The following is a 20596-nucleotide window of genomic DNA, read 5'->3' as shown; positions in this document are numbered from 1 at the left end:
CGTCCGTAGCGCGAACCCGCGCCGGCGTCTCACACCCTGCGCACCTCGACACCCGCCGCCGCGAAGGACCGCGCGACCGCCTCCGGCAGACCCGTGTCGGTCACCAGGACGTCCACGGCCTCCGTCGCGCAGATGCGGGCGAAGGCGCGCACGCCCAACTTGCTGGAGTCGGCCGCGATCACCACCCGGCGGGCGCGCTCGCACAGCAGACGGTTCATCGCGGCCTCGTCCTCGTGCCGGGTCGCCGCGCCGTCCGCCGGGTCGAAGGCGTCGACCCCCACGACGGCGGTGTCCATGCTGAGCTGACCCAGGACCTGCTGCGCCAAGGGGCCGGTCAGTTCGTACGACTGGGGCCGGGCCACCCCGCCGGTGAGCACGATCTTGAACTGGGGACGGATCACCAGCTCGCCCGCGATGTTGAGGGCATTGGTGACCACGGTCAGGGCGGGCGTGCCGGTCGCGAGGTCCGGGCGGGCGGCCAAGGCCCGGGCGACCTCGGTGGTCGTCGTCCCGCCGGTCAGGCCGATCACCTCGCCGGGGGCGATCAGGGCTGCCACCGCCTCGCTGATCCGGCCCTTCTCCGCGGCCCGGCGCGAGGTGCGGTAGCGCAACGGGAGTTCGTAGGAGACGCCGTGCGGGACGGCGCCACCGCGCGTACGGACCAGCATCTGTTGCTCGGCCAGCTGGTCGAGGTCGCGCCGGATGGTCGCGGCGGACACGCCGAGGAGTTCGGCGGCCGGCTCCACCTCCAGCCCGCCCCGCTCGACCAGCAGATCCAGCAGTCTCTGCCAGCGTTCCTTGCGGGTCATGAGCCCACTCCCACTTTCCCGGCCCGCCCGTCGGCCCTCCGCTTGAGATTAACCCAGGCGATCGAGTGATGGATGCTTGAAGTTGCGCGAAACTGCCCGATACCGTGCAGGAAAACGCAGGCACCAGTCGACCCACTGCTCCAGGGAGCCCGTATGAGTCACGTCGCGCACGAGCTGGCCACGCAACCCGCCTGCTGGGAGCGGGCCGCCGAACTGGCCCCGGCGCGAAGGGCGGTGCTGCCGCGGCCGGGGGAGCGGACCGCGATCGTCGGATGCGGGACCTCGTACTACATGGCCCAGGCGGCCGCCGCCTTGCGCGAGGGAGCCGGACAGGGCGAGACCGACGCCTTCCCCGCCTCGGAGTTCCCCCGCCACCGGCGCTACGACCGGGTCGTGGCGCTGACCCGGTCCGGGACGACCACCGAGGTGCTCGACCTGCTGGCCGGACTGCGGGACGCCGGGGTGGCGACGACCGCCGTCATCGGCGACCCGGCCACCCCGGTGACGGCTCTCGCGGACGAACTCGTCGTACTGGACTTCGCCGACGAGCGGTCGGTCGTGCAGACCCGCTTCGCCACCACGGCCCTGACGCTGCTGCGCGCGCACCTCGGCGCGCACGGCCCGGCCGTCGTGGAGGACGCCCGCACCGCCCTCGCCGCGCCGCTGCCCCAAGGGCTGGAGACGTCGGGGCAGTTCACCTTCCTCGGGCGCGGTTGGACCGTCGGCCTGGCGAACGAGGCCGCGCTCAAGATGCGCGAGGCCTCGCTCTCCTGGGCCGAGTCCTACCCGGCGATGGAATACCGGCACGGACCGATCAGCGTCACCGGAGCCGGAACCGTCACGTGGTCCCTGGGCGAGACGCCCGAGGGGCTCGCCGAACAGGTCCTGGCGACCGGCGCCGCATGGGTGGCCGGACGGCTCGACCCGCTCGCCGAACTGGTACGGGTCCACCGGCTGGCCCTCGCCGTCGCCGCCCATCGCGATCTCGACCCGGACGCGCCACGGCACTTGACCCGTTCCGTGATCCTGACGGCGGGCGAGGAGGCGGTCCGATGAGCCTCGTACCGGCGGGCGCGCTCGTGACGGAGGCGGCGGCCGCCGGACGAGCCGTCGCCGCCTTCAACATCATCACGCTGGAGCACGCCGAGGCGGTCATCGAGGGCGCCGAGCGGGTCGGCCTGCCGGTCATCCTGCAACTGAGCGAGAACGCCGTGAAGTTCAGGTCCGGCCGGCTGCTGCCCATCGCCCGGGCGGCTTCCGCGTGCGCCGAGGCCGCGGGGGTGCCCGTGGGACTCCACCTCGACCACGTGAAGAGCTCCGAGCTGTTGCGTCAGGCCGTCGACGCGGGCTTCGGGTCGGTGATGTACGACGCCGCGCACCTGCCGTACGCCGAGAACCTGGAGGCCACCCGCTCCGCCGCCGACTGGGCCCACGCCAACGGGCTGTGGATCGAGGCGGAGCTCGGGGAGGTCGGCGGCAAGGACGGCGCGGCGCCGCCGGACCCGCACGCGCCGGGAGCCCGTACCGACCCCGACGAGGCGCGGCGGTTCGTCGCCGACTCGGGGGTGGACGCGCTTGCCGTCGCCATCGGCAGCAGCCACGCCATGACCAGCCGGACGGCCTCCCTGGACCACGGGCTCCTGGCCCGCCTGGCCAAGGCGGTGGAGGTCCCGCTCGTCCTCCACGGTTCCTCCGGGCTCCCCGACGCCGAACTCGCGGCGGCCGTCGCGGGAGGCATCCGCAAGGTCAACATCGGCACCGCGTTGAACGTGGCCATGACCGGGGCGATCCGCGCCCACCTCACCCCGGCCGACCCCCGCCCGTACCTCACGGCGGCCCGCGCCGCGATGGCGACGACGGCCGCGGCCATGATCGCCGCCCTCGACTGAAGGCCCCGGGCGACCGCCCGCCGGCCCGCGGTCACCGCCCCGCGACGGTGACCGCGGCCGCTCCCCGGCGAAAGCCCGGTCGGCCGCCCTTCCGGATTCTTGTAACAGGTTCTACTCTGCCCCCGCCGACGGACGGACCGCGAGACACCCGGAGGGGCCGTGCACCTCGAATACACGCCTGAGCAGGAGCGGTTGCGCAGCGAACTGCGCGCCTACTTCGCCGAGTTGGTTCCGCAGGACGTCTACGCCCGCTACGCGGACCCCGCCGCCCAGAAGCGCTTCTACCGCCAGACCATCCGACGCCTCGGGGCCGACGGCTGGCTGGGGGTCGGGTGGCCCGAGGAGTACGGCGGGCGCGGGATGTCGCCCATGGACCAGTTCATCTTCTTCGACGAGGCCGCGCAGGCCGTCGTGCCGCTGCCGCTGATGGCGCTGAACACGGTCGGGCCGACCCTCATGCGGTTCGGCACGGACGAACAGAAGGCGTACTTCCTGCCCCGCATCCTCTCCGGCGAGATCGACTTCGCCATCGGCTACAGCGAACCCGACGCGGGCACCGACCTCGCCGCGCTCAAATGCAAGGCGGTGCGCGAAGGCGACGAGGAGACCGGCACCTACGTCGTCAACGGCCAGAAGATCTGGACCACCAACGGCGACACGGCCGACTGGGTCTGGCTCGCGGTCCGCACCGACCCCGACGCCCCCGCCCACAAGGGCATCAGCATGCTCCTGGTCCCGACCTCCGACCCCGGCTACTCCTGCACCCTCATCAACACCCTCGCCTCGCACGACACCACGGCCGGCTATTACGAGGACGTCCGGGTGCCCGCGAGGCGACGCGTCGGCAGGGAGAACAGGGGCTGGGGCCTGATCACCAACCAGCTCAACCACGAGCGCGTCACCCTCGCCGCCCACGGCACCATGGCCATCCGGGCCCTGCACGACGTCCGGCGCTGGGCGGCGGAGACCGAACTCGCCGACGGCCGCAGGGTCATCGACCTCTCCTGGGTGCGCGCCCGCCTCGCCCGCACCCACGCGCGGCTGGACGCGATGAAGCTCCTCAACTGGCAGATGGTGGGCGCCGTCCAGTCCGGCACCCTCACCCCCCAGGACGCCTCCGCTGTCAAGGTCTACGGCTCGGAGGCCCGCCGGGACGCCTACGCCTGGCTGATGGAGGTGGTGGGCGCGGCCGGCTCACTCAAGGAGGGTTCCGCGGGCGCCGTTCTGCACGGCGAGCTCGAACGGGGCTACCGCAGCGCGGTGATCTTCACCTTCGGCGGCGGCAACAACGAGATCCAGCGCGAGATCATCTCCTGGATCGGCCTCGGCATGCCCCGCGTCCGCCGCTAGCCGCGCCCGGTCGGCGGGGCCCGGCACACGGGGTGTGTCGGGCCCCGCCGGGTCGTTCAGGTGAGCGGGAGCAGCGGGGTGTGCGTGTCCAGGACGTCCCGGAGGGCCGGGATGTCCCGCCAGGTCAGGCCCAGGACGCCGGCGGCGTGGCGGAAGGTGACGTGGTCGGCCCCGGCGGCCGCTTCGCGCACGAGCTTCATGGCCTCGTCGCGGTGGGGCATGGCGGTCCGGCCGGTGGACGGTTCCCGCCGCGGGGCCCGGGTGGTCCGGCCGCGTTCGGGTGCCAGGCCGGGGATGCCGGTGATCCGGTGGGAGAGGGCGGCTGCCGCGTCCAGGGTTGCCGGACGTTCGTCGAGGAGGGCGCGTGCGACCGGGTTGTGGCCGATGGCCCGTTCGAGCGGCAGGTGGTAGAGCCGGGGGGAGACATCGGTGACGTCGACGGTGTGGCCGACCGTGCGGACGGCGCCGCGGGCGCCCTGCACGGCGGCGGCCCACAACGCGGAGGCCTCCGAGGGGTGCCAGGCCAGCGCGGGGGCGGCAGCCGAGGCCGCGTCGCGGCCGGGGGTGAGGGGGTGGCCTCCGGCGAGGCGTTCCAGGAGGGCCTCTTGCTCGATCTCCCCGTCGAGGCCCGGGCCCGCGACGTAGACGGTGGTGGGGATGCCCGTCAGGTGGCAGGCGGCGAGGGTGAGGGAGTCCCCGAACGGGCTGCGCAGGGTGGGCTCGTCGCCATGGGTGAGGACGTCACCGCCGATGTCGACCACGCGGACGCGACCGCCCGCGGCCTCGGCCATGGAGGCGATCTGTCGGGCCAGGCCGGCGAGTCCTTGGGCGGGGTCGAGCAGCAGCAGCCGGGCGGGCAGATCCCCCGCGAGGCCGGGCATCGTGGATCCGGCCGGACGGCGGGCGCGCGTGGCGGGCGTGAACGCCACGCCGCCGGCTTCGTGCGCGAGCCCGGTGAAGTCCCGCTCCCCGAGGGGGCGGTGGGTCGGGTCGACCTCGGGGCGTTCCCACGCGTAGGTGGCGATCAGCGGCGGGTCGGGGTCGACGGTGATGGCGCGGGCGGCGATGAGCGTGCCGATGGGGTCGCCTCCGCCGCCCGCCGCCACGTACAGGTCGGTCATGCGGCTCCGCCGCGCAGGTCGACGCCGGTGATGCGCACGGGCGTCGCCCCCATGTTCCGTCGGGCGCGCTCGTTCGCCGCGTGCAGGTTCTCGTAGTACTCCCGGTCGAGGCGCTTGACGGACTCGGAGTAGAACATCCAGGACAGGACGTCGCGGTACTTGAAGCCCTTCGGGGTGAGCTGGACGCGGCGGCCGATGCGGTGGAGGAGCCCGTTGGACTCGGCCGCGTCGAGGACGGCCTCGAACTCGGCGGCGTGCTTCTGGTATCCGAAGCGGTCGAGTTCCGTGAGGTCGAGGTCGTAGGAGTCGAGGACGAGGCGCTTGCGGACGATCTCCTCGCCGGTCAGTTCGATGCCGGTGACGGGCACGATCTCGTGGTTCCTGGCCTTCTTGATGTAGTCGGCGACCTCGGCCGTCGAGGGCTTGACGCTGCCGGTCATGTAGTCCAGCACGCTGGTGTACGAGCGGGCGCCGACGCCGAGGCCGAGCAGGGGTACGCCGTGGAAGGTGAGCACCTTCTGCGCGTAGCCGCCGCGGCCGGGCTTCTTGTAGCGGACGGAGCCCTCCTGGACGTAGCCGTGGTCGAGGAAGACGCCGCGGGCGTAGTCGTAGCGGTCGTACAGCTCGGGCTGCCACATGTACTGGTAGGCACCGGTCTTGGAGAACCAGGCGTCCGGCCGCACGGTGAGGAAGTAGGTGCTGATGGTGGTGGGTCGGAGCTCGGCCAGCTCGTTCACGCTGTGGCGCCACGTTTCGGGGGTCTGTCCGGCGAAGCCCATGATCAGGTCGGTGGACAGGTCGGGCAGGCCGAGTTCGTGCGCGGTCTGGATGGCGCGGCGGATGACGCCCTCGTCCTCGCCGCCGCGGCCGGCCTCGCGGATCTCGCGGGGGACGAGGGACTGGATGCCGACGTTGGCTCGGGTGAGGCCCATGTCGATGAGGGCCTTGAACTCGTCGGGCGCGTCGGCGATGGAGGACGGGGTGGCCTCGACCGCGACCTCCTCGACGGTGGAGCGCCAGTTGGGGTAGACGCCCCCGATGGCGGCGAAGATCTGCTCGAAGTGGCGGGGCTTGAGCAGGGCCGGGGTGCCGCCGCCGATGTAGATGGTGCGCAGCCGGCGGGCCTGGATGATCTCGGCGTGATCCCGGATCTGGGTACACAAGGCGTCGGTGTAGGCGTCGAAGACGTCCTCGTCGGTGCTGATGATGGTGTAGAGGTTGCAGAAGCCGCATTTACGGTCGCAGAACGGGACGTGCAGGTAGAGGTTGAGCTCGGCGACCTGGTAGTTGGCGCGGTCCATGGCCCACACGTCGGGGATGGTCCACTTGCCCTTCGGGAGGGGGCGGTAGGTGGAGCGGGGCGGATAGGAGTACTGGTAGGGCGGGATGACGCCCTGGTCGATGTGGTCGGCGAGCCGGCGGCTGAGGCTGGTCACGGTGCTCGGTCCCCGTTCGGTCGCGGGTGAGGTGTACCTGGCGTGACGATCCGACCACGGGACGCTTGTGCGATTCCATGGGGTGTGCGCACCAAATGCAGGGTGCCTACTGACCAGTTGACTGGCGTTTGCTCCAAATCGGCACGCTCTGAGGCGAGTTGTTTTCGTCTGTCAGGCCGATAGCCGCTACCCTCGCCCCCCGGCTTTGCTGGGCCAATGACAATCGGTGTGGGCCCGCGCGGGCCCGGAGTGCTGGTGATCGAGCCGATGGGGAACGCGGGACGGTTCCTCGTCGAGGCCGCCGACCGACTGGGCTTGCGCTTGTACGCGGCCACGCACAAGGACATCCACGACGGCTATCCGGACCGGCTGCGCTCCGCCCTCGCCGGGGTGTGCGCGACGGATCTCGCGGACGTCCCCAGGGCCTTGGCGGACATGGACGCCTTCTGCCGGCGGCACGCCGTCGTGGGTGTCGCCGCCTGCTTCGAGCTGTTCACCCCGCTCGCGGCGCTGCTCGCCCGACGGGTGGGCCTGCCAGGCAACGATCCCGTGCTCGCGCGGGCGGCCAGGAACAAGATCCTCATGGGTGAGGCGTTCGCCGCGGCCGGGATTCCGGCCCCGCGCTGGAGGGTCGTGAACGAGGTGGCCGAGGCGCGGCGGGTGGCGCGGTCGGGCGAGTTGGGGTGGCCGCTGGTGGTCAAGCCCGCGGAGCAGGGCGGCTCGTGGGGCGTGTCCGTGGTGGACGGCCCGGCCGGGCTCGACTCCGCGGTGGGCGCGGCCCGGAAGTACACGCACGCCTACCCGCACGGCCTCGGACTCGACTCGCGGGCCTTGGTCCAGGAGTACATCCCCGGGGCGGAGTACTCCTGCGAAACGGTGGTCGCGGACGGTGTGGCCTACCCCCTGCCGGTCGTCGGGAAGGACACCACCGAGGGCCGGTACCGGATCGAGACCGGACACACCTGCCCCTCCGGTCTGTCGGCGCCGCTCGCCAGGAAGGTGCAGCACGTCGCGGCGCGGGCGGCCCTGGCCGTCGGTGTGCGCAACGGGATCGCGCACACCGAGGTGAAGATCCCCCCGGGCACGGACACGCCCTACGTGATCGAGACCGGTGCCCGGCTGCCGGGCGACAACCTGTGCGAGATCGTCGAGGCGGCGACGGGCGTGAGCGAAGCCGTGGCCTACCTCCAGGCCGTGCTGGGCCGGGTCCCCGACACCGTCCCCTCGGCCACCGACGCGGCGACGATCCGCTTCCTGTTGCCCGAGCACGGCGGCGTGCTCCGACAGGTGCTCATCCCGGACCTGCCCGGAACGCACAGCGAGTCGCACCTGCGGCCCGGCGACACCGTGCCCGAGCCGGCCGACTCGGCCTGCCGGATCGGGCATGTGGTGGCCCGCGCGCAAACGGTGGAGCGGGCACGTGAACTGGCAGATCGGGTGATAGCCCGGTCCCGAGTGGAAGTGGGCTGAGACAGTGCGGAAGATGGCGTTCTTGCGGTCCGTCGGCATCCGGCGCGCCGACCCGTACGTCCAGCGGGCGGTGCGCGCCCTCACGGCCGACGGGATCGAGGCCGGACTGTTCCACACCGGCGGCGCCGCCGGAGACGACGACTTCCCCGGGTACCGGCAACGGCTCGACCGGGGGGTGACGCCACGGGAGCTCGCGGACGCGGTCGCCGCCTGGGGGGCGGACGCGGCGGTGTCGATCTCACTGCCGTGCGAGAACGCGTTGCGCGACGCCGCGGCCAAGGCGTTCCTGGACGCCGCGGGCATCCCGACGGTCATGACACCGCTCGCGGCGACGACGCTGCTGGTGGACAAGTGGGAGACCAAGCAGCTCTGTCGGCAGGCCGGCCTGAGGGTGCCGGACGGATTCCGTGCCGACTCGGACCTGCTGGCGGGCCGGGGTCTGTCGGTGCCCGGTTACCCGGACGCGCTGCGCGTGCGGGCCGCGGAGATCGGCTATCCGCTGATGGCGAAGCCGGTATGGGACTCGACCAGCATGGGCATCCGCCCCTTGCGCTCACCCGCCGACCTGGACGCCTACATCGCGACGCCGCCGGAGGTGTCGACGGTGGTCGAAGAGGTCGTCGAAGGCGAGCTGTGCAGCGTGGACATCGTGGGGCGGCCCGGCTCCTACCGGGTCCTGCCCTTGTGCTGGACCGGGCGGGCCGGGGCGGAGCCGGTGTTCACCTTCGCCGACCTGCGCTGGTGCGGGCCCCGTGCGGAAGCGGACGCCGCGTTCGCCGACGTCGCCCGCACCCTGGTCAGCCTGTGCGGGCGCCTGGGGGTCCACGGGTCGGTCAACGTCGACATGGTCCACACCGGCGGCCGGTTCGTGATCCTGGAGATCAACCCGCGCATCGGCGGCGCCACCACCCTCTCCTGTGCCGCGTCGGGCACGAACACCTTCACGACCCTCGCCGACATGGCCCGGGGCCTGCCCGTCGCCGGCGGCGTCGTGCCGCGCGCCGGGTGGGCGATCGAATTCCTCGCCGAGGGCCGCATCCCCCCGCTGGTGTCGGCCGCGCTCCGCGAACGCGTCACGGTGGTCACGGCGCACGAGCTGCTCATCGACGGTACCTCCCACGGCGACATCGTCGTACTCACCCTCGCGCAGGGCGAGGAGGACAAGACCGTGAAGGCCCTGACGGAACTGCACGAGGCGACCGGTTTCCCCACGGCCGATGTCATGCGCAAGATCAGCTCCCTGCTCACCCCGTGAGCGCCACCACGGATGCGCGCCGTCGCCCCGGCACCGCATACCGCCTCGGCGTGCCCCGGTTGCGGGGGCGCGGCCTGTTCATCACCGGCAACCTGATCGACTCCGTCGGCAACGGCATGCTCCTGCCGCTGGGCCTGCTGTACTTCACCGACGTGCGGGGTCTGGCGCCGGCCCAGGTGGGCGTCGCGATGACCGCGGGACAGGCCGTCGCGCTGCCGGTGACCTTCCTCGCCGGACGCCTCTTGGACCGCCTGGGCCCGAAACCGGTCGTGGTGTGGGCGAACGTCCTCTCCGCCGCCGGGTACGTCCTGTTCCTGGTCGTGGGGGGTCTCTGGCAGGTCGCCGGCGCGTACGTGCTGGTGCAGGCCGGGATCAACATGTACTTCACCGCACAGCGCACCTTGATCACGCACCTCACCGGACCCGAGGAGCGCCGGTCGTGGTTCGCGTTCACCGGCTCGTTGCGCAACGTCGGCCTCGCCGTGGGGGCCGCCGCCGCGGCGGGCGCCCTGACGCTGTTCGGGAAGGACTCGCTGAGCCGGCTGATCGTGGTGGACGCCGTGACCTATCTGTTGGCCGCCGCCTGTTTCGCCGTCCTCACCACCACCCCTCCGCTCACGCAGGACGCTCCGCCGAGCGCGCTCGCGACCCGGGCGGACAACGCACGCCGTTATCTGCTGCTCGTGGCCGTGAACATCCCCTACGTCCTCGCCCAGGCCCTCCTGGCCGTGCTCGTCGCCCTCTACACCACCCACGCCCTGCGACTTCCCGCGTCGGCGGCGAGCGCGCTGTTCCTCGTCAACACCGCCATCGTCTCCGGGTGTTCGACGATCGTCACCGCTCACCTCGCGCCCAAGGCGGCCCGCCGCGCCGTGACGGCCGGGTACCTGATCATGGCCGTCGGGATGGGGGCGTTCGCGCTGCCCGCGCTGCCCTCCCTCGCCTTCACCGCCTGGCCGGCCCTCGTGGTCGCGATCGCGCTGTTCAGCGTGGCGGAGATCCTCCTCGGCCCGGCGTTGAGCGAACTGTCCGTGAGCCTCACCCCCGAGGCGGCCGGAGGCTTCACACAGGGCCTGTACCAGTTCTCCTGGGCCCTCGGCATGGTCGTCGCTCCAGCCCTGTTCACCCTGCTGCTCCAAGCCGGGCCGCTCCTGCCGTGGGGTGTCGAGGCCGTCGCCTGTCTGATCGCCATGTGCGCCGCGCCCGCCCTCAAGGCCCCCAACCGCCACCGCCGGAGGAAACCCCGTTGATCACGAGCGTCGTCGAATCCATCCACGCCGTCCCCGCCGCCGAGTGGGAACACCTCGCCCGACCGGCCGGCTTGTACCTCTCCCACCAGTGGCTCGCGGGCCAGGAGGAAGACCCGACCGCCGGCTGCGCCTACGCGCTCGTACGGGACCGTGAGGGCGGACTGCTCGCGGCGGCGCCGCTCTACCTGGTGCGCGACGAACCGAACGACTCCTACCGGCCCGACGCCGTGCTGCCCCCGCGCCTGCGGCCGAGGGTGATCGCCGGCGCGCGCCGCGGCTACCACAACACCCCGCTCACCGCCCCCGCCCTCGACGCCGCGGACCGGGACGCCTGCCTCGTCCTCCTCCGGGACGCCGCCCGCGACTTCGCCACCAAGCACCACACCACCCACTGGTGGCCCTACCTCACCAGCGCCGCCGCGACCGGGCTCGCCCGCCTCTACCCCGACCGCCCCCTCCATCTGGAGGACGACGCCCTCATCCCGCTCCCCGGCTCGGGCATCGAGGACTACATCGCCTCCCTGCCCCCGCAACGCCGCGTCGGCATCCGTCGCGAACGCCGTGCCTTCGCCGCCGCCGGGCTCGACGTGCGCCACCAGGCGCTCGCGGACTGCTCCGAGGAGGCCGGGGTCCTGCTCGCCGGACACCAGCAGGACCACGGACACGACCGGGACGGCGTCGACGCGATGACCGGGCTGTTGCAGAGGCAGGCGGCGGCGATGGGCACCGAAGCGCGGGTGGTGGCCGCCTACGACGGGCGGCGGATGGTCGGGTTCTGCCTGTACTACCACTACGGGGCCACCACTTGGATTCGAGCGGTCGCCGTCGACCGCCGACACCCCACCCCCCACCTGTACTTCAACCTCATGTACTACCTGCCCGCCGAGGACGCCTACGCGCACGGCACGACCGGCCTGCACGCGGGCATGACGGCGATCGAGGCCAAGCGACGGCGCGGCGCCGTGGTGTGCGGCCTGTACGCACTGGTCGACCGGGAGCCGTGACACCGCCCCGGGGGTGCCGGACCACGGGCCACGGGCGACGTCAGGGGCAGGACCGTTTGACGTCCGCTTCGGCGGTGAGGCGCGCGGTGGACGCGAGGGCGGCGAAGCGACCGGCGAGCGCCTCGATCACGTCGGGGCGCAGACGGTAGTAGGTGAACCGTCCGCACGGCTCCGTCTCCACGACCCCGGCCTCGCGCAACACCTTCAGGTGGTTGGAGAGGTTCGTCTGACGGGCGCCGGTCTCCTCGACCAAGTGCGTGGTGCAGAGCGTTTCCCCGGCGAGCAGGGTGACGATCCGAAGTCTGAGCGGGTCGGCCAGGACCCGGAGCAGATCAGTGTCGGCTGACGTCATCATGGGCTGATACTGTCACATCATCCGTGGCTGATGTCCGTCCGGGGGCGCCCCGTCGCCGCCCGAGCGCGGCGGACGGCCCGTGACCCTGTTCACGAAGGAAGAGCCGATGCCCCCCACCCCGCTCGCGTCCGTGCTGTTCGTCTGCGTCCACAACGCCGGCCGCTCCCAGATGGCCGCCGGCTTCCTGCGCCACCTCGCGGGCGACCGGATCGAGGTCCGCTCCGCCGGCTCCGCGCCCGGGCAGCACGTCAACCCTTCCGCCGTCGCCGCCATGGCCGAGCTGGGCATCGACATCTCCGACCAGGAGCCGAAGGTCCTCACCCCCGAGGCCGCCCAGGCGTCCGACTACATCATCACCATGGGCTGCGGCGACGCCTGTCCGTACTTCCCCGGCAAGACCTATCTCGACTGGCGGTCGGCGGACCCGGCCGGCCTGGGCGTGGAGGCCGTCCGGCCGATCCGCGACGAGATCAGGGGTCTCGTCGAGGGCCTGATCGCCGAGATCGACGCCACGAAGCGGGGCTGAGTCCGCGACGCGGGCGATCGCCGGGCCCCGCCGGCCGCCTGCGTGGCGATAACGGAGGGCGGACGGGAGAATGGGTCTGCCGGGAGGCGCGCGCCCGGCCGACCCACTGACTCCCGTCTTCCCGCCGCCGTCACCCGGCGCCGCGGGGAGGGACACAGGTGATCGCCCATGTGCAGATGGCTCGCGTACTCGGGAACGCCGGTGTTGCTCGACACCGTGCTCTACAAGCCGGCCCACTCGCTGATCGACCAGAGCCTGCACTCGCGCCTGGGCGTGGAGACGACGAACGGTGACGGGTTCGGCGTCGGTTGGTACACGGGTGAGGACGCCACCCCGGCAGTGCTCCGGGACATCGGTCCCGCCTGGAACAACCGCACCCTGAGGGAGATCGCGGACCACGTCCGATCCCCGCTGTTCTTCGCCCACATCCGCGCGTCGACCGGTACCGCCGTGCAACAGTCCAACTGCCACCCGTTCCGGCACGGTCGCTGGATGTGGATGCACAACGGCTCCATCGCCGATTTCCACCTGCTGCGCCGGGACCTGTGCCTCCTGGTGGACCCGGCACTGTTCACCGACATCGAGGGCACCACCGACTCCGAGGTCATGTTCTACCTCGCGGTCACCCTCGGCCTGGACCAGGACCCGCCCGGCGCCGTGGCCCGGATGGTGGCGGTCGTGGAACGCAGCGGTCACCAACACGGCGTGGAGTTCCCGATGCAGATGACGGTCGCCGTGACCGACGGGGAAAGCGTATGGGCCTTCCGGTACTCCAGCCAGGGAGCCTCCCGGTCGCTCTTCTACAGCAGTCGGGTGGACACCCTGCGCAAACTGCACCCGGACGCGACCTTCTTGCGGGACGTGTCCGACGAGACCCGCCTCATCGTCTCCGAACCCCTGTCCGACCTGCCCGGCGCCTGGCAGGAGGTCCCGGAGGGCAGTTACGGCGTCGTGCGGCCGGGGGCGGACGAGCTGTGCCGCTTCACCCCGGAACCGGCGTAGGGCCGGACGCGGTTCGTGTTCGTCGGGGGAGCCAACACCCGAATCCGGGGAGCCGGCCACATGACGCGCCCGTACCCGCCGCTCGCCGAGCCCGGCCTGATCGGCGACTTTGCGAACCCTGTGCGCGACGGTCGCGCCGTCGGCGGCCGAGCGAGCCGCGGTCGTCCTGACGGTGTGTGACGCCGGTGGGGCGGCCCCACCGGCGCCGGACGCCGAGGACTCGGCGCGGGAGTTCACCGACCTGAGCCGCTTCCGGCACCGCCGGATCGTTCGTTGCCGCCGCCGGGGCCGCCGGCAGCAGATCGTCAACCGCTCCGCGATCACCCTCACGCTGCTGACGTACGCGCCCACGCGCGCGCCGATCGCCGCCGCGGCCACGGGCCTGCCCGAGCCGGCCGGCGGTCCTGTCACCCCTCCTAGGCCTGGGCGTCGTACCGGCGATGGCGGCGGGCATGGCCGCCATCCACGGTCGCCGCCCTGCGGCTGCCGGTCAGCAGCGTGGTGCTCGTGGTCCTGCTGCTGGGAAGTTCCGTCATGATCCCGGTCGCGAACCTCGCGGCCGCGGTCTCGTTCGTCACCACGGGCCTGCTGCCCGCGTTGCCCGCCCTGCCACCGCCCGGGCCCGAGCCGCCGGCCCGGCCGGACGCGACCGGGGGCGCGAAATCGGCCGGGGCGCCGTGACGGCGGGCGCCCCGCCCGCCGCGGCCGTTCCCGTCCCTGGCCGAAATCCGCCGTGGCGCCCGCTCGCCGACCTCGCGTACGGTTCCCCTCCCCGACAGGGCGCACCGGCCGCCCGGCCGGCCCGCACCGACCCAACGACGGTCACCCGCCGCCCGCGCCCCACCGGACGCACGCTGCGCACCATCCCCGCAGGTCTGCGCCGGCGGCCGGTGCCAGGTCACATCTTGAAAGCGATGCGCCGCACGGGCCCCGGGAGTCGCACCTCGGCGTACACACCGCGTACACCAGCGGCCATACTGGACCGTCCGGGGAGGGCGTAGCACAAGACACGGGGGCGGCTTCAAGACATGGCGGAGTCCAGACTGATCCAGGGCCGGTACCGGTCGCTCGATCTGATCGGGCGCGGCGGCATGGGCGAGGTATGGCGGGCCCGGGACGAGTCGCTGGGCCGCCAGGTCGCCGTCAAGTGCCTCAAGCCCCTCGGGCCCGAGCAGGACAACCACTTCACCCAGGTGCTGCGCGAACGCTTCCGCCGCGAGGCGCGCGTGGCCGCCGCGCTCCAGCACCGCGGCGTCACCGTGGTCCACGACTTCGGCGACGACAGCGCGGCCGGCGGCCCCCTCTACCTCGTCATGGAACTCCTGGACGGCCGCAATCTCAGCCAGCTCCTGGAGGACAACGAGTCGCGTCCGCTCCCGGTGGACGTCGTCGTCGACATCGCAGAGCAGATGGCCGCGGCGCTCGGCTACACCCACGACCAGGGTGTCGTGCACCGCGACCTCAAGCCCGCCAACATCATGCGGCTCACCGACGGCACCGTGAAGATCTGTGACTTCGGCATCGCCCGTCTCGCCCACGACATCGGCTTCACCGCCAAGCTCACCGGCGGCGGCATGGCCATGGGCACCCCGCACTACATGTCACCGGAACAGATCGCGGGCGGCGAGGTCGACCACCGCAGCGATCTCTACTCCCTCGGCTGCGTCCTGTACGAGATCGCCACCGGCGCCCCGCCCTTCGACCTCGGCGACTCCTGGTCCGTCCTGGTCGGCCACCGAGACACCGCGCCCGTACCGCCCCGCGAGCACCGCCCAGAGCTGCCGGAGTACTTCGACGGGCTGGTCCTCGAACTGCTCGCCAAGCGGCCCGAGGACCGCCCCGGCGACGCACGCCACCTGCACCGGCGGCTCGTCGAGTACCGCCTCGGCGCCGGCGGGCCGCCCGGCGCGCAGGCCCCGCTGCCCGAGTGGGCCCGGGGGATGAGCGCCGGACGCAAGGCCGGGATCGACGCCCGCCCCGCCAGTGGGGAATGGGCCGTGCTCACCGGTTCCTGGACGACCGCCCGGCCCGGCGTGACCCGGCCGATCGAACGGCCCGACGCCGCCGCCGACCCCCGGCTCACCCTCGCCGTCGGGGTCGCCCGACCCGCGGCCCCGGGCGACCCGCGGCACCCCGACGCGCTCGGTGCCGCGCACGCCCGCGCGTACGCCCTCAGCCGCGCCGGTCGGCCCGAGGAGGCGCTGGCCGCCTACGCGGCCGTGGCCCGCGGCCGGGCCGGGGTGTTGGGGCCCGACCATCCCGACACCCTCGCGACCCGTCAGGAGGAGGCGTACGAGCTGGGGCGTCTCGGACGGCACCGCGAGGCCTGCGAGATCTACGGCGCGGTGGTCGCCGCCCGTACCCGCACGGTGGGCCCGCGCCACCCCGACACCCTGAGCTGCCGCCACAACCTCGCCTGCGCGCTGGGCGCCCTCGGCCGCCACGAGGAGGCCCACCGGGCCGCCGCCGAGGTCGCGGCGGACCGCGCCGCCGTGCTCGGCGCCGAGCACGCCGACACCCTGCTGACCCGGTACGAGGTCGCGTACGCGCTCGGCCGCCTCGGCCGCTGGGACGAGGCGCTGGCCGGTTTCCGGCAGGTCGCCGCCGTCCGCGAACGGGTCCTGGGCCGCGACCACCCGGACGCCCTCGCCGCCCGCTACGAGACCGGGATCGCGCTGGCTCGCACCGGGCGCGCCGCCGAAGCCCTCGACCTGTTCCGCGCCCTGGTGGGCGACCGTACCCGCGCCTACGGGGCTGGCCACCCGGAGACGCTGCGCGCCCGGCACGTCCTGGGTGTGAACCTGGGGCGCCTGGACCGCTGGGAGGAGGCGGTCGCCGAGGCCCGCGAGGTGGAGCGGGCGCGCGCCGAGGTGCTGGGCGCGGAGCACCCGGACACGCTGGTCAGCCGCCGTGAACTCGCCGTCGGGCTGGGACGGTTGGGCCGCTGGCACGAAGCGCTGCCGCTGTACCGGGATCTCTCCGGCATCCGCGAACGATCCCTCGGCGAAGGGCATCCCGACACGGTGCTGGCCCACGCCGACGAGGCCTACTGTCTGGAGCGGCTCGGCCAGGTGTGCTACCAAGAGCCATGACGACGACCTCGGCGCCCTTCCGGCGGGCGGCCTACGACGCGGTGATCGTGGGCGGCGGGCACAACGGCCTGGTGGCCGCCGCCTACCTGGCCCGGGCGGGCAAGTCCGTACTGGTCCTGGAACGGCTCGGCCACACCGGCGGCGCCGCCGTCTCCACCCGGCCCTTCGCGGGGGTGGACGCCAGACTCTCGCGCTACTCCTACCTCGTCTCCCTCCTCCCCGCGAAGATCGTGCGCGACCTGGGCCTGCAGTTCGCGGTACGCGGGCGCACGGTCTCCTCGTACACCCCCGTCGAGCGCGACGGCCGCGCCGGCGGGCTGCTCATCGGCGGCTCGGAGGCCCGCACGCGGGAGTCCTTCGCCCGGCTGACCGGCTCCGGCCGCGAGTACGAGAGGTGGCGGGCCTTCTACGCGACGACGGGCAGGCTCGCCCGCAAGGTCTTCCCGACCCTCACCGAGCCGCTGCCGAGCCGCTCCGAACTGCGGGCCCGGGTCGACGACGAGGCTGCCTGGCGGATGCTGTTCGAGGAGCCCCTCGGCCTGGCGGTGGAACGGCACTTCGCCGACGACCTGGTGCGGGGCGTGGTGCTGACGGACGGCCTGATCGGTACCTTCGCCGACGCCCACGACCCGTCCCTCGCGCAGAACCGCTGTTTCCTCTACCACGTCATCGGCGGCGGCACGGGCGACTGGAACGTTCCCGTCGGAGGCATGGGGGCGCTGACCGACGCCCTCGCGCGGGCCGCGCGGGCGGCCGGGGCCGAGATCCTCACCGGGCACGAGGCCCTGCGCATCGACACGGACGGTACGGGCGCGCCCGCGGAGGTGACATTCCGGACGGCGACCGGGGAGGGCGCCGTCGCGGGCCGCGCGGTGCTGGTGAACGCCTCGCCGCGGGCGCTCGCGGAACTGCTGGGCGAAGCTCCCGCCGCCCCGGCGGAGGGCGCCCAGCTCAAGGTCAACATGCTGCTGCGGCGGCTGCCCCGGCTGCGGGACACCTCGGTGGACCCGCGCGAGGCGTTCGGCGGTACCTTCCACATCGCCGAGGGGTACGAGCAACTGGCGCGGGCCCACGCCGAGGCGGCGACCGGGGAACTGCCTTCCGTGCCGCCGTCGGAGATCTACTGCCACTCGCTGACCGACCCGTCGATCCTCGGGCCCGAACTCGTCGCGCGCGGCTACCAGACCCTGACCCTCTTCGGTCTGCACACCCCGGCCCGGTTGTTCGAGAAGGACAACCGCGGAGCGCGGGAAGTGCTGTTGGCGGGCACCCTCGCCCAGCTCGACGCGCACCTGGCCGAACCGCTCACCGAATGCCTGGCCCTCGACGCGGACGGCCGGCCCTGCATCGAGGCCAAGACCCCGCTCGACCTCGACCGCGAACTGCGCCTGCCCGGGGGCCACATCTTCCACCGCGACCTGTCGTGGCCGTACGCGGACGGCCCGGAGACGGGCAGGTGGGGCGTCGAGACCCGGCATCCGAACGTGCTGCTGTGCGGGGCGGGAGCGGTGCGCGGCGGCGGTGTGAGCGGGGTTCCCGGTCACAACGCCGCCATGGCGGTCCTGGGGCGCTGAGCCCCTACGCGACCCGGTCGGTCGGCTCGATGACCACGATCGGGATCTCGCGGTCCGTCTTGGCCTGGTACTCGTCGTAGGCGGGCCAGTGTCCGACCATCAGGGGCCAGTACGCCGCGCGCTCCTCGGGAGTCGCGGTGCGCGCGGTGCCCTGGAGGATCTTCGGGCCGACCTGTACGCGCACTTCGGGGTGCTCGGTCAGGTTCCTGTACCAGAGCGGGTCCTCGGGGTGGCCGCCCTTGGACGCGACGACGAAGTACCGGCCGTCGGCCTCCCCGTAGATGAGGGGGGTGCGCACGGGCTTGCCGGAGACCCGGCCGAGGGTGGTCAGGAGCAGGGTCTGGGTCCCGTTCCAGAACTGGCCCTCGGCTCCGTTCGAGCCGACGTACAGCTTGACGTGGTCCAGCGTCCAGCCGGGCTTGGGGTCGATGGGGTGGTCCCAGTCGATGTCGGTCATGTTCCGCCTGCCTTCGCGTGTCGATCGCGTGTTGAAAGGTCAACGAACCTCGGCATTGAACCGCAACGCGGGCGGGGACACGGGCATTCCGAGCGCCGGCGCCGCTCAGTCGGCCGAGCGGGTCCAGCCCGTGGCCTCCAGGCGGGCGGCGTCGGCCGGGCGGTCCTCGGCGAAGAGGAGCCGGGCCGGTTCGGCGACGCGGATGACGTCGACGTACACACCGCGCCCCACATAGCGGCCGGTCGCGGTGTGGCGCAGGCGCAGCCGGACCTCGCGGCCCGCCCAGGGCGCGAGGGGGGCTTCGAGCCGGTGCCAGATGCGGCCCGACCAGCCGTCGGCGCGGCCGTGGGGCCACGCCTCGGGCGCGCCGCCGGTGGAGCGCACGGTGGTGAAGGGCAGCGGCTCCCAGGTCCGCCCGTCGCCGGAGGCCTCCAGGTGGAAGGCGCCTTCGCCCGGCACGGTGTCCCACCACAGGGCGCAGCGCAGCCGGGCGGCGGCGGTGGCGGGGGTCAGCGCGGGGAGGGTGAGGGTGCCCGAGCCGCCCGGGGTGATGCCGGAGAACCAGGCGGGGCCGCCGTGCCTGGTGCGGACGGGGACGGCACGGGCGAAGCGGTTGCCGGTGGCGACCCGGGGCGCGCTGCCCGCCCGCCAGGTCCGCACGGGGTGGACGGAGTTGCCGAGCAGGATCAGGAAGGAGTCGGTGGAGGGGTCCAGGACCAGGGAGGTCCCGGTGAAACCGGTGTGGCCCGCGGAGTGCGGGGTGGCCATGGCGCCCATGTACCAGTGCTGGTAGAGCTCGAAGCCCAGGCCGTGGTCGTCGCCGGGGAAGGCGGTGTTGAAGTCGGTGAAGAGCAGCTCGACGGAGGCGGGGCGCAGGATGCGCCTGCCGGCATAGACCCCGCCGTCGAGCAGGGCGCGGGCCAGGACGGCCAGGTCCCAGGCGGTGCCGAAGACGCCCGCGTGGCCGGCGACGCCGCCGAGGGCGTACGCGTTCTCGTCGTGGACCTCGCCCCACACCAGACCGCGGTCCAGGCCGGACCAGGGCGGACGCTGTACCTCGGTGGCGGCGATGCCCCGGCGCCAGGAGAGCGGTGGTCGGTATCGAGTGCGGTGCATGCCGAGCGGAGCGGTGATCTCTTCGCGGAGCAGGGTGTCCAGAGTGCGAGCGGTGATCCGTTCCAGGAGCAGTTGGAGCGCGATGAGGTTCAGGTCGGAGTAGCGGTACACGGTCCCGGGAGTGTCCTGCGGTCGCACCGACCAGAGCAGTTCCATTTGCTTCTCGCGGGTGGACTGCTGGTAGAAGGGCGCCCACGAGCGCAACCCCGAGGTGTGGGTGAGCAACTGCCGCACCGTGACCAGTTCCTTGCCGCCGCCCGTGAACTCGGGCAGGTACCGGTCCACCGGAGCCTCCAGTTCCAGATGCCCCCGTTCCATCTGCTGCACGGCCAGCAGCGAGGTGAACAGCTTCGAGAGCGAGGCCAGGTCGAAGACGGTGTCCTCGGTCATCGCGATGCGTTCCGCCGCGGGGAGCTCCCGGGCCCGGTCGGTGCGCCCGTCGTAGTCCGCGTACCGCACCGCGTCGCCCATGGCCCGGTGCAGGGCCACCGTGCGGCCGCGCCCGGCGAGGACGACCGCCCCTGCGTAGTACGGGTGTTCGGGGGAGGGGTCGAGGAAGCGCCGGGCCTCTTCCGCCACTCCTTCGAGGTGTCTCTCCAGCAGCCCGGCCTGCCGCGCGGACCCGTAGCGCAGCTTCAGCCCCTGGAGGGCGCGCCGCTCGGCGGGGTTCCCGCGGGCGCCCGCCGCCCCGGGGAGGGCGGCCTGGAGGACGAGCACCCCGCCGAGGGCGAGCAACCGCGCGCCCAGCCGTCTGCGACTCAGGCCACCGGGTGCGGCGCCGGGCACGGCGCCGGTCGCGCCCCGCTGCCGACCGTCCACGCCGGCCGTTCTCCCGTCGTCGCCCCCGACCGCCCCCGTGAACTCGTCCATGACCGGTCCTCCCGTCCGCC

At 73.1% G+C, this 20596-nt stretch carries 18 protein-coding genes; 12 read left to right on the top strand and 6 right to left on the bottom strand.

Annotated features, from left to right (window positions below; all coding sequences use genetic code 11):
* Positions 1 to 29: 29 nt before the first annotated feature.
* The gene (locus E6R62_RS03650; RefSeq protein ID WP_136211278.1) at positions 30 to 809 is read right to left on the bottom strand and encodes a DeoR/GlpR family DNA-binding transcription regulator; all 780 of its coding nucleotides are present in this window, start codon (positions 807 to 809) and stop codon (positions 30 to 32) included.
* 153 nt (positions 810 to 962) lie between these two features.
* Here E6R62_RS03650 and E6R62_RS03645 point away from each other — a divergent pair, with 153 nt between their 5' ends.
* The 3 genes from E6R62_RS03645 to E6R62_RS03635 all read left to right on the top strand — a co-directional run bounded on the left by E6R62_RS03645 (position 963) and on the right by E6R62_RS03635 (position 4048).
* Positions 963 to 1865, top strand: coding sequence for an SIS domain-containing protein (locus tag E6R62_RS03645; protein WP_136211276.1), 903 nt, complete (start codon positions 963 to 965; stop codon positions 1863 to 1865).
* A complete protein-coding gene (locus tag E6R62_RS03640) occupies positions 1862 to 2698 on the top strand; it encodes a class II fructose-bisphosphate aldolase (protein ID WP_136211274.1) in 837 nt (278 codons plus the stop codon). The genes E6R62_RS03645 and E6R62_RS03640 overlap by 4 nt, the downstream gene beginning before the upstream one ends.
* A gap of 159 nt (positions 2699 to 2857) precedes the next feature.
* Positions 2858 to 4048 carry an acyl-CoA dehydrogenase family protein gene (locus tag E6R62_RS03635; RefSeq protein ID WP_136211272.1) on the top strand — a complete coding sequence of 397 codons (1191 nt, stop codon included), beginning with the start codon at positions 2858 to 2860 and terminating at the stop codon, positions 4046 to 4048.
* 56 nt (positions 4049 to 4104) lie between these two features.
* Here E6R62_RS03635 and E6R62_RS03630 read toward each other — a convergent pair whose 3' ends face one another.
* Both E6R62_RS03630 and E6R62_RS03625 read right to left on the bottom strand, forming a co-directional pair.
* A complete protein-coding gene (locus tag E6R62_RS03630) occupies positions 4105 to 5169 on the bottom strand; it encodes a DUF1152 domain-containing protein (protein WP_136211270.1) in 1065 nt (354 codons plus the stop codon).
* Positions 5166 to 6605, bottom strand: a complete 1440-nt coding sequence (locus E6R62_RS03625; RefSeq protein WP_136211268.1) for a coproporphyrinogen-III oxidase family protein — start codon at positions 6603 to 6605, stop codon at positions 5166 to 5168. The genes E6R62_RS03630 and E6R62_RS03625 overlap by 4 nt, the downstream gene beginning before the upstream one ends.
* Positions 6606 to 6821: 216 nt before the next feature.
* Here E6R62_RS03625 and E6R62_RS03620 point away from each other — a divergent pair, with 216 nt between their 5' ends.
* The 4 genes from E6R62_RS03620 to E6R62_RS03605 are packed head-to-tail and all read left to right on the top strand — an operon-like array spanning position 6822 to position 11584.
* Positions 6822 to 8075, top strand: a complete 1254-nt coding sequence (locus E6R62_RS03620) for an ATP-grasp domain-containing protein (protein WP_136211266.1) — start codon at positions 6822 to 6824, stop codon at positions 8073 to 8075.
* Positions 8076 to 8088: 13 nt separating this feature from the next.
* Positions 8089 to 9330 (top strand): ATP-grasp domain-containing protein, encoded by a 1242-nt coding sequence (locus tag E6R62_RS03615; protein WP_136211264.1) that lies wholly within the window; start codon positions 8089 to 8091, stop codon positions 9328 to 9330.
* Positions 9327 to 10580, top strand: a complete 1254-nt coding sequence (locus E6R62_RS03610; RefSeq protein WP_136211262.1) for an MFS transporter — start codon at positions 9327 to 9329, stop codon at positions 10578 to 10580. The genes E6R62_RS03615 and E6R62_RS03610 overlap by 4 nt, the downstream gene beginning before the upstream one ends.
* Entirely contained in the window at positions 10577 to 11584 is a 1008-nt protein-coding gene (locus E6R62_RS03605) for a peptidogalycan biosysnthesis protein (protein WP_136211260.1), read from the top strand. Before E6R62_RS03610 ends, E6R62_RS03605 begins: the two co-directional genes overlap by 4 nt.
* Positions 11585 to 11624: 40 nt before the next feature.
* Here the strand turns inward: E6R62_RS03605 and E6R62_RS03600 are convergent, their stop codons facing one another.
* Positions 11625 to 11939, bottom strand: coding sequence for a helix-turn-helix transcriptional regulator (locus E6R62_RS03600; protein WP_136211258.1), 315 nt, complete (start codon positions 11937 to 11939; stop codon positions 11625 to 11627).
* A gap of 106 nt (positions 11940 to 12045) precedes the next feature.
* On the opposite strand from E6R62_RS03600, the gene E6R62_RS03595 reads away from it, so the two are divergent.
* From E6R62_RS03595 to E6R62_RS03575, 5 genes are all read left to right on the top strand, one after another.
* Positions 12046 to 12465, top strand: coding sequence for an arsenate reductase ArsC (locus E6R62_RS03595; RefSeq protein ID WP_136211256.1), 420 nt, complete (start codon positions 12046 to 12048; stop codon positions 12463 to 12465).
* A 168-nt stretch (positions 12466 to 12633) separates the two neighbouring features.
* A complete protein-coding gene (locus E6R62_RS03590; RefSeq protein ID WP_136211254.1) occupies positions 12634 to 13467 on the top strand; it encodes a class II glutamine amidotransferase in 834 nt (277 codons plus the stop codon).
* Between the two features lie 498 nt (positions 13468 to 13965).
* Positions 13966 to 14148 (top strand): hypothetical protein, encoded by a 183-nt coding sequence (locus E6R62_RS40615; RefSeq protein WP_240801455.1) that lies wholly within the window; start codon positions 13966 to 13968, stop codon positions 14146 to 14148.
* A 347-nt stretch (positions 14149 to 14495) separates the two neighbouring features.
* Positions 14496 to 16559, top strand: coding sequence for a serine/threonine-protein kinase (locus E6R62_RS03580; protein ID WP_136211252.1), 2064 nt, complete (start codon positions 14496 to 14498; stop codon positions 16557 to 16559).
* Positions 16556 to 18133, top strand: coding sequence for an NAD(P)/FAD-dependent oxidoreductase (locus E6R62_RS03575; RefSeq protein ID WP_136211250.1), 1578 nt, complete (start codon positions 16556 to 16558; stop codon positions 18131 to 18133). Before E6R62_RS03580 ends, E6R62_RS03575 begins: the two co-directional genes overlap by 4 nt.
* A 4-nt stretch (positions 18134 to 18137) precedes the next feature.
* Here E6R62_RS03575 and E6R62_RS03570 read toward each other — a convergent pair whose 3' ends face one another.
* Positions 18138 to 18590 (bottom strand): nitroreductase family deazaflavin-dependent oxidoreductase, encoded by a 453-nt coding sequence (locus tag E6R62_RS03570; protein ID WP_136211248.1) that lies wholly within the window; start codon positions 18588 to 18590, stop codon positions 18138 to 18140.
* A gap of 105 nt (positions 18591 to 18695) precedes the next feature.
* The gene (locus E6R62_RS03565; protein ID WP_136211246.1) at positions 18696 to 20576 is read right to left on the bottom strand and encodes a serine hydrolase domain-containing protein; all 1881 of its coding nucleotides are present in this window, start codon (positions 20574 to 20576) and stop codon (positions 18696 to 18698) included.
* Between the last annotated feature and the right edge of the window lie 20 nt (positions 20577 to 20596).

This window comes from Streptomyces sp. A1136 (assembly GCF_004795055.1).
Classification (GTDB): Bacteria; Actinomycetota; Actinomycetes; order Streptomycetales; family Streptomycetaceae; genus Streptomyces.
The sequence above is the reverse complement of the archived record's forward strand: the minus strand, read 5'-3'. Positions and strand labels throughout refer to the sequence as shown.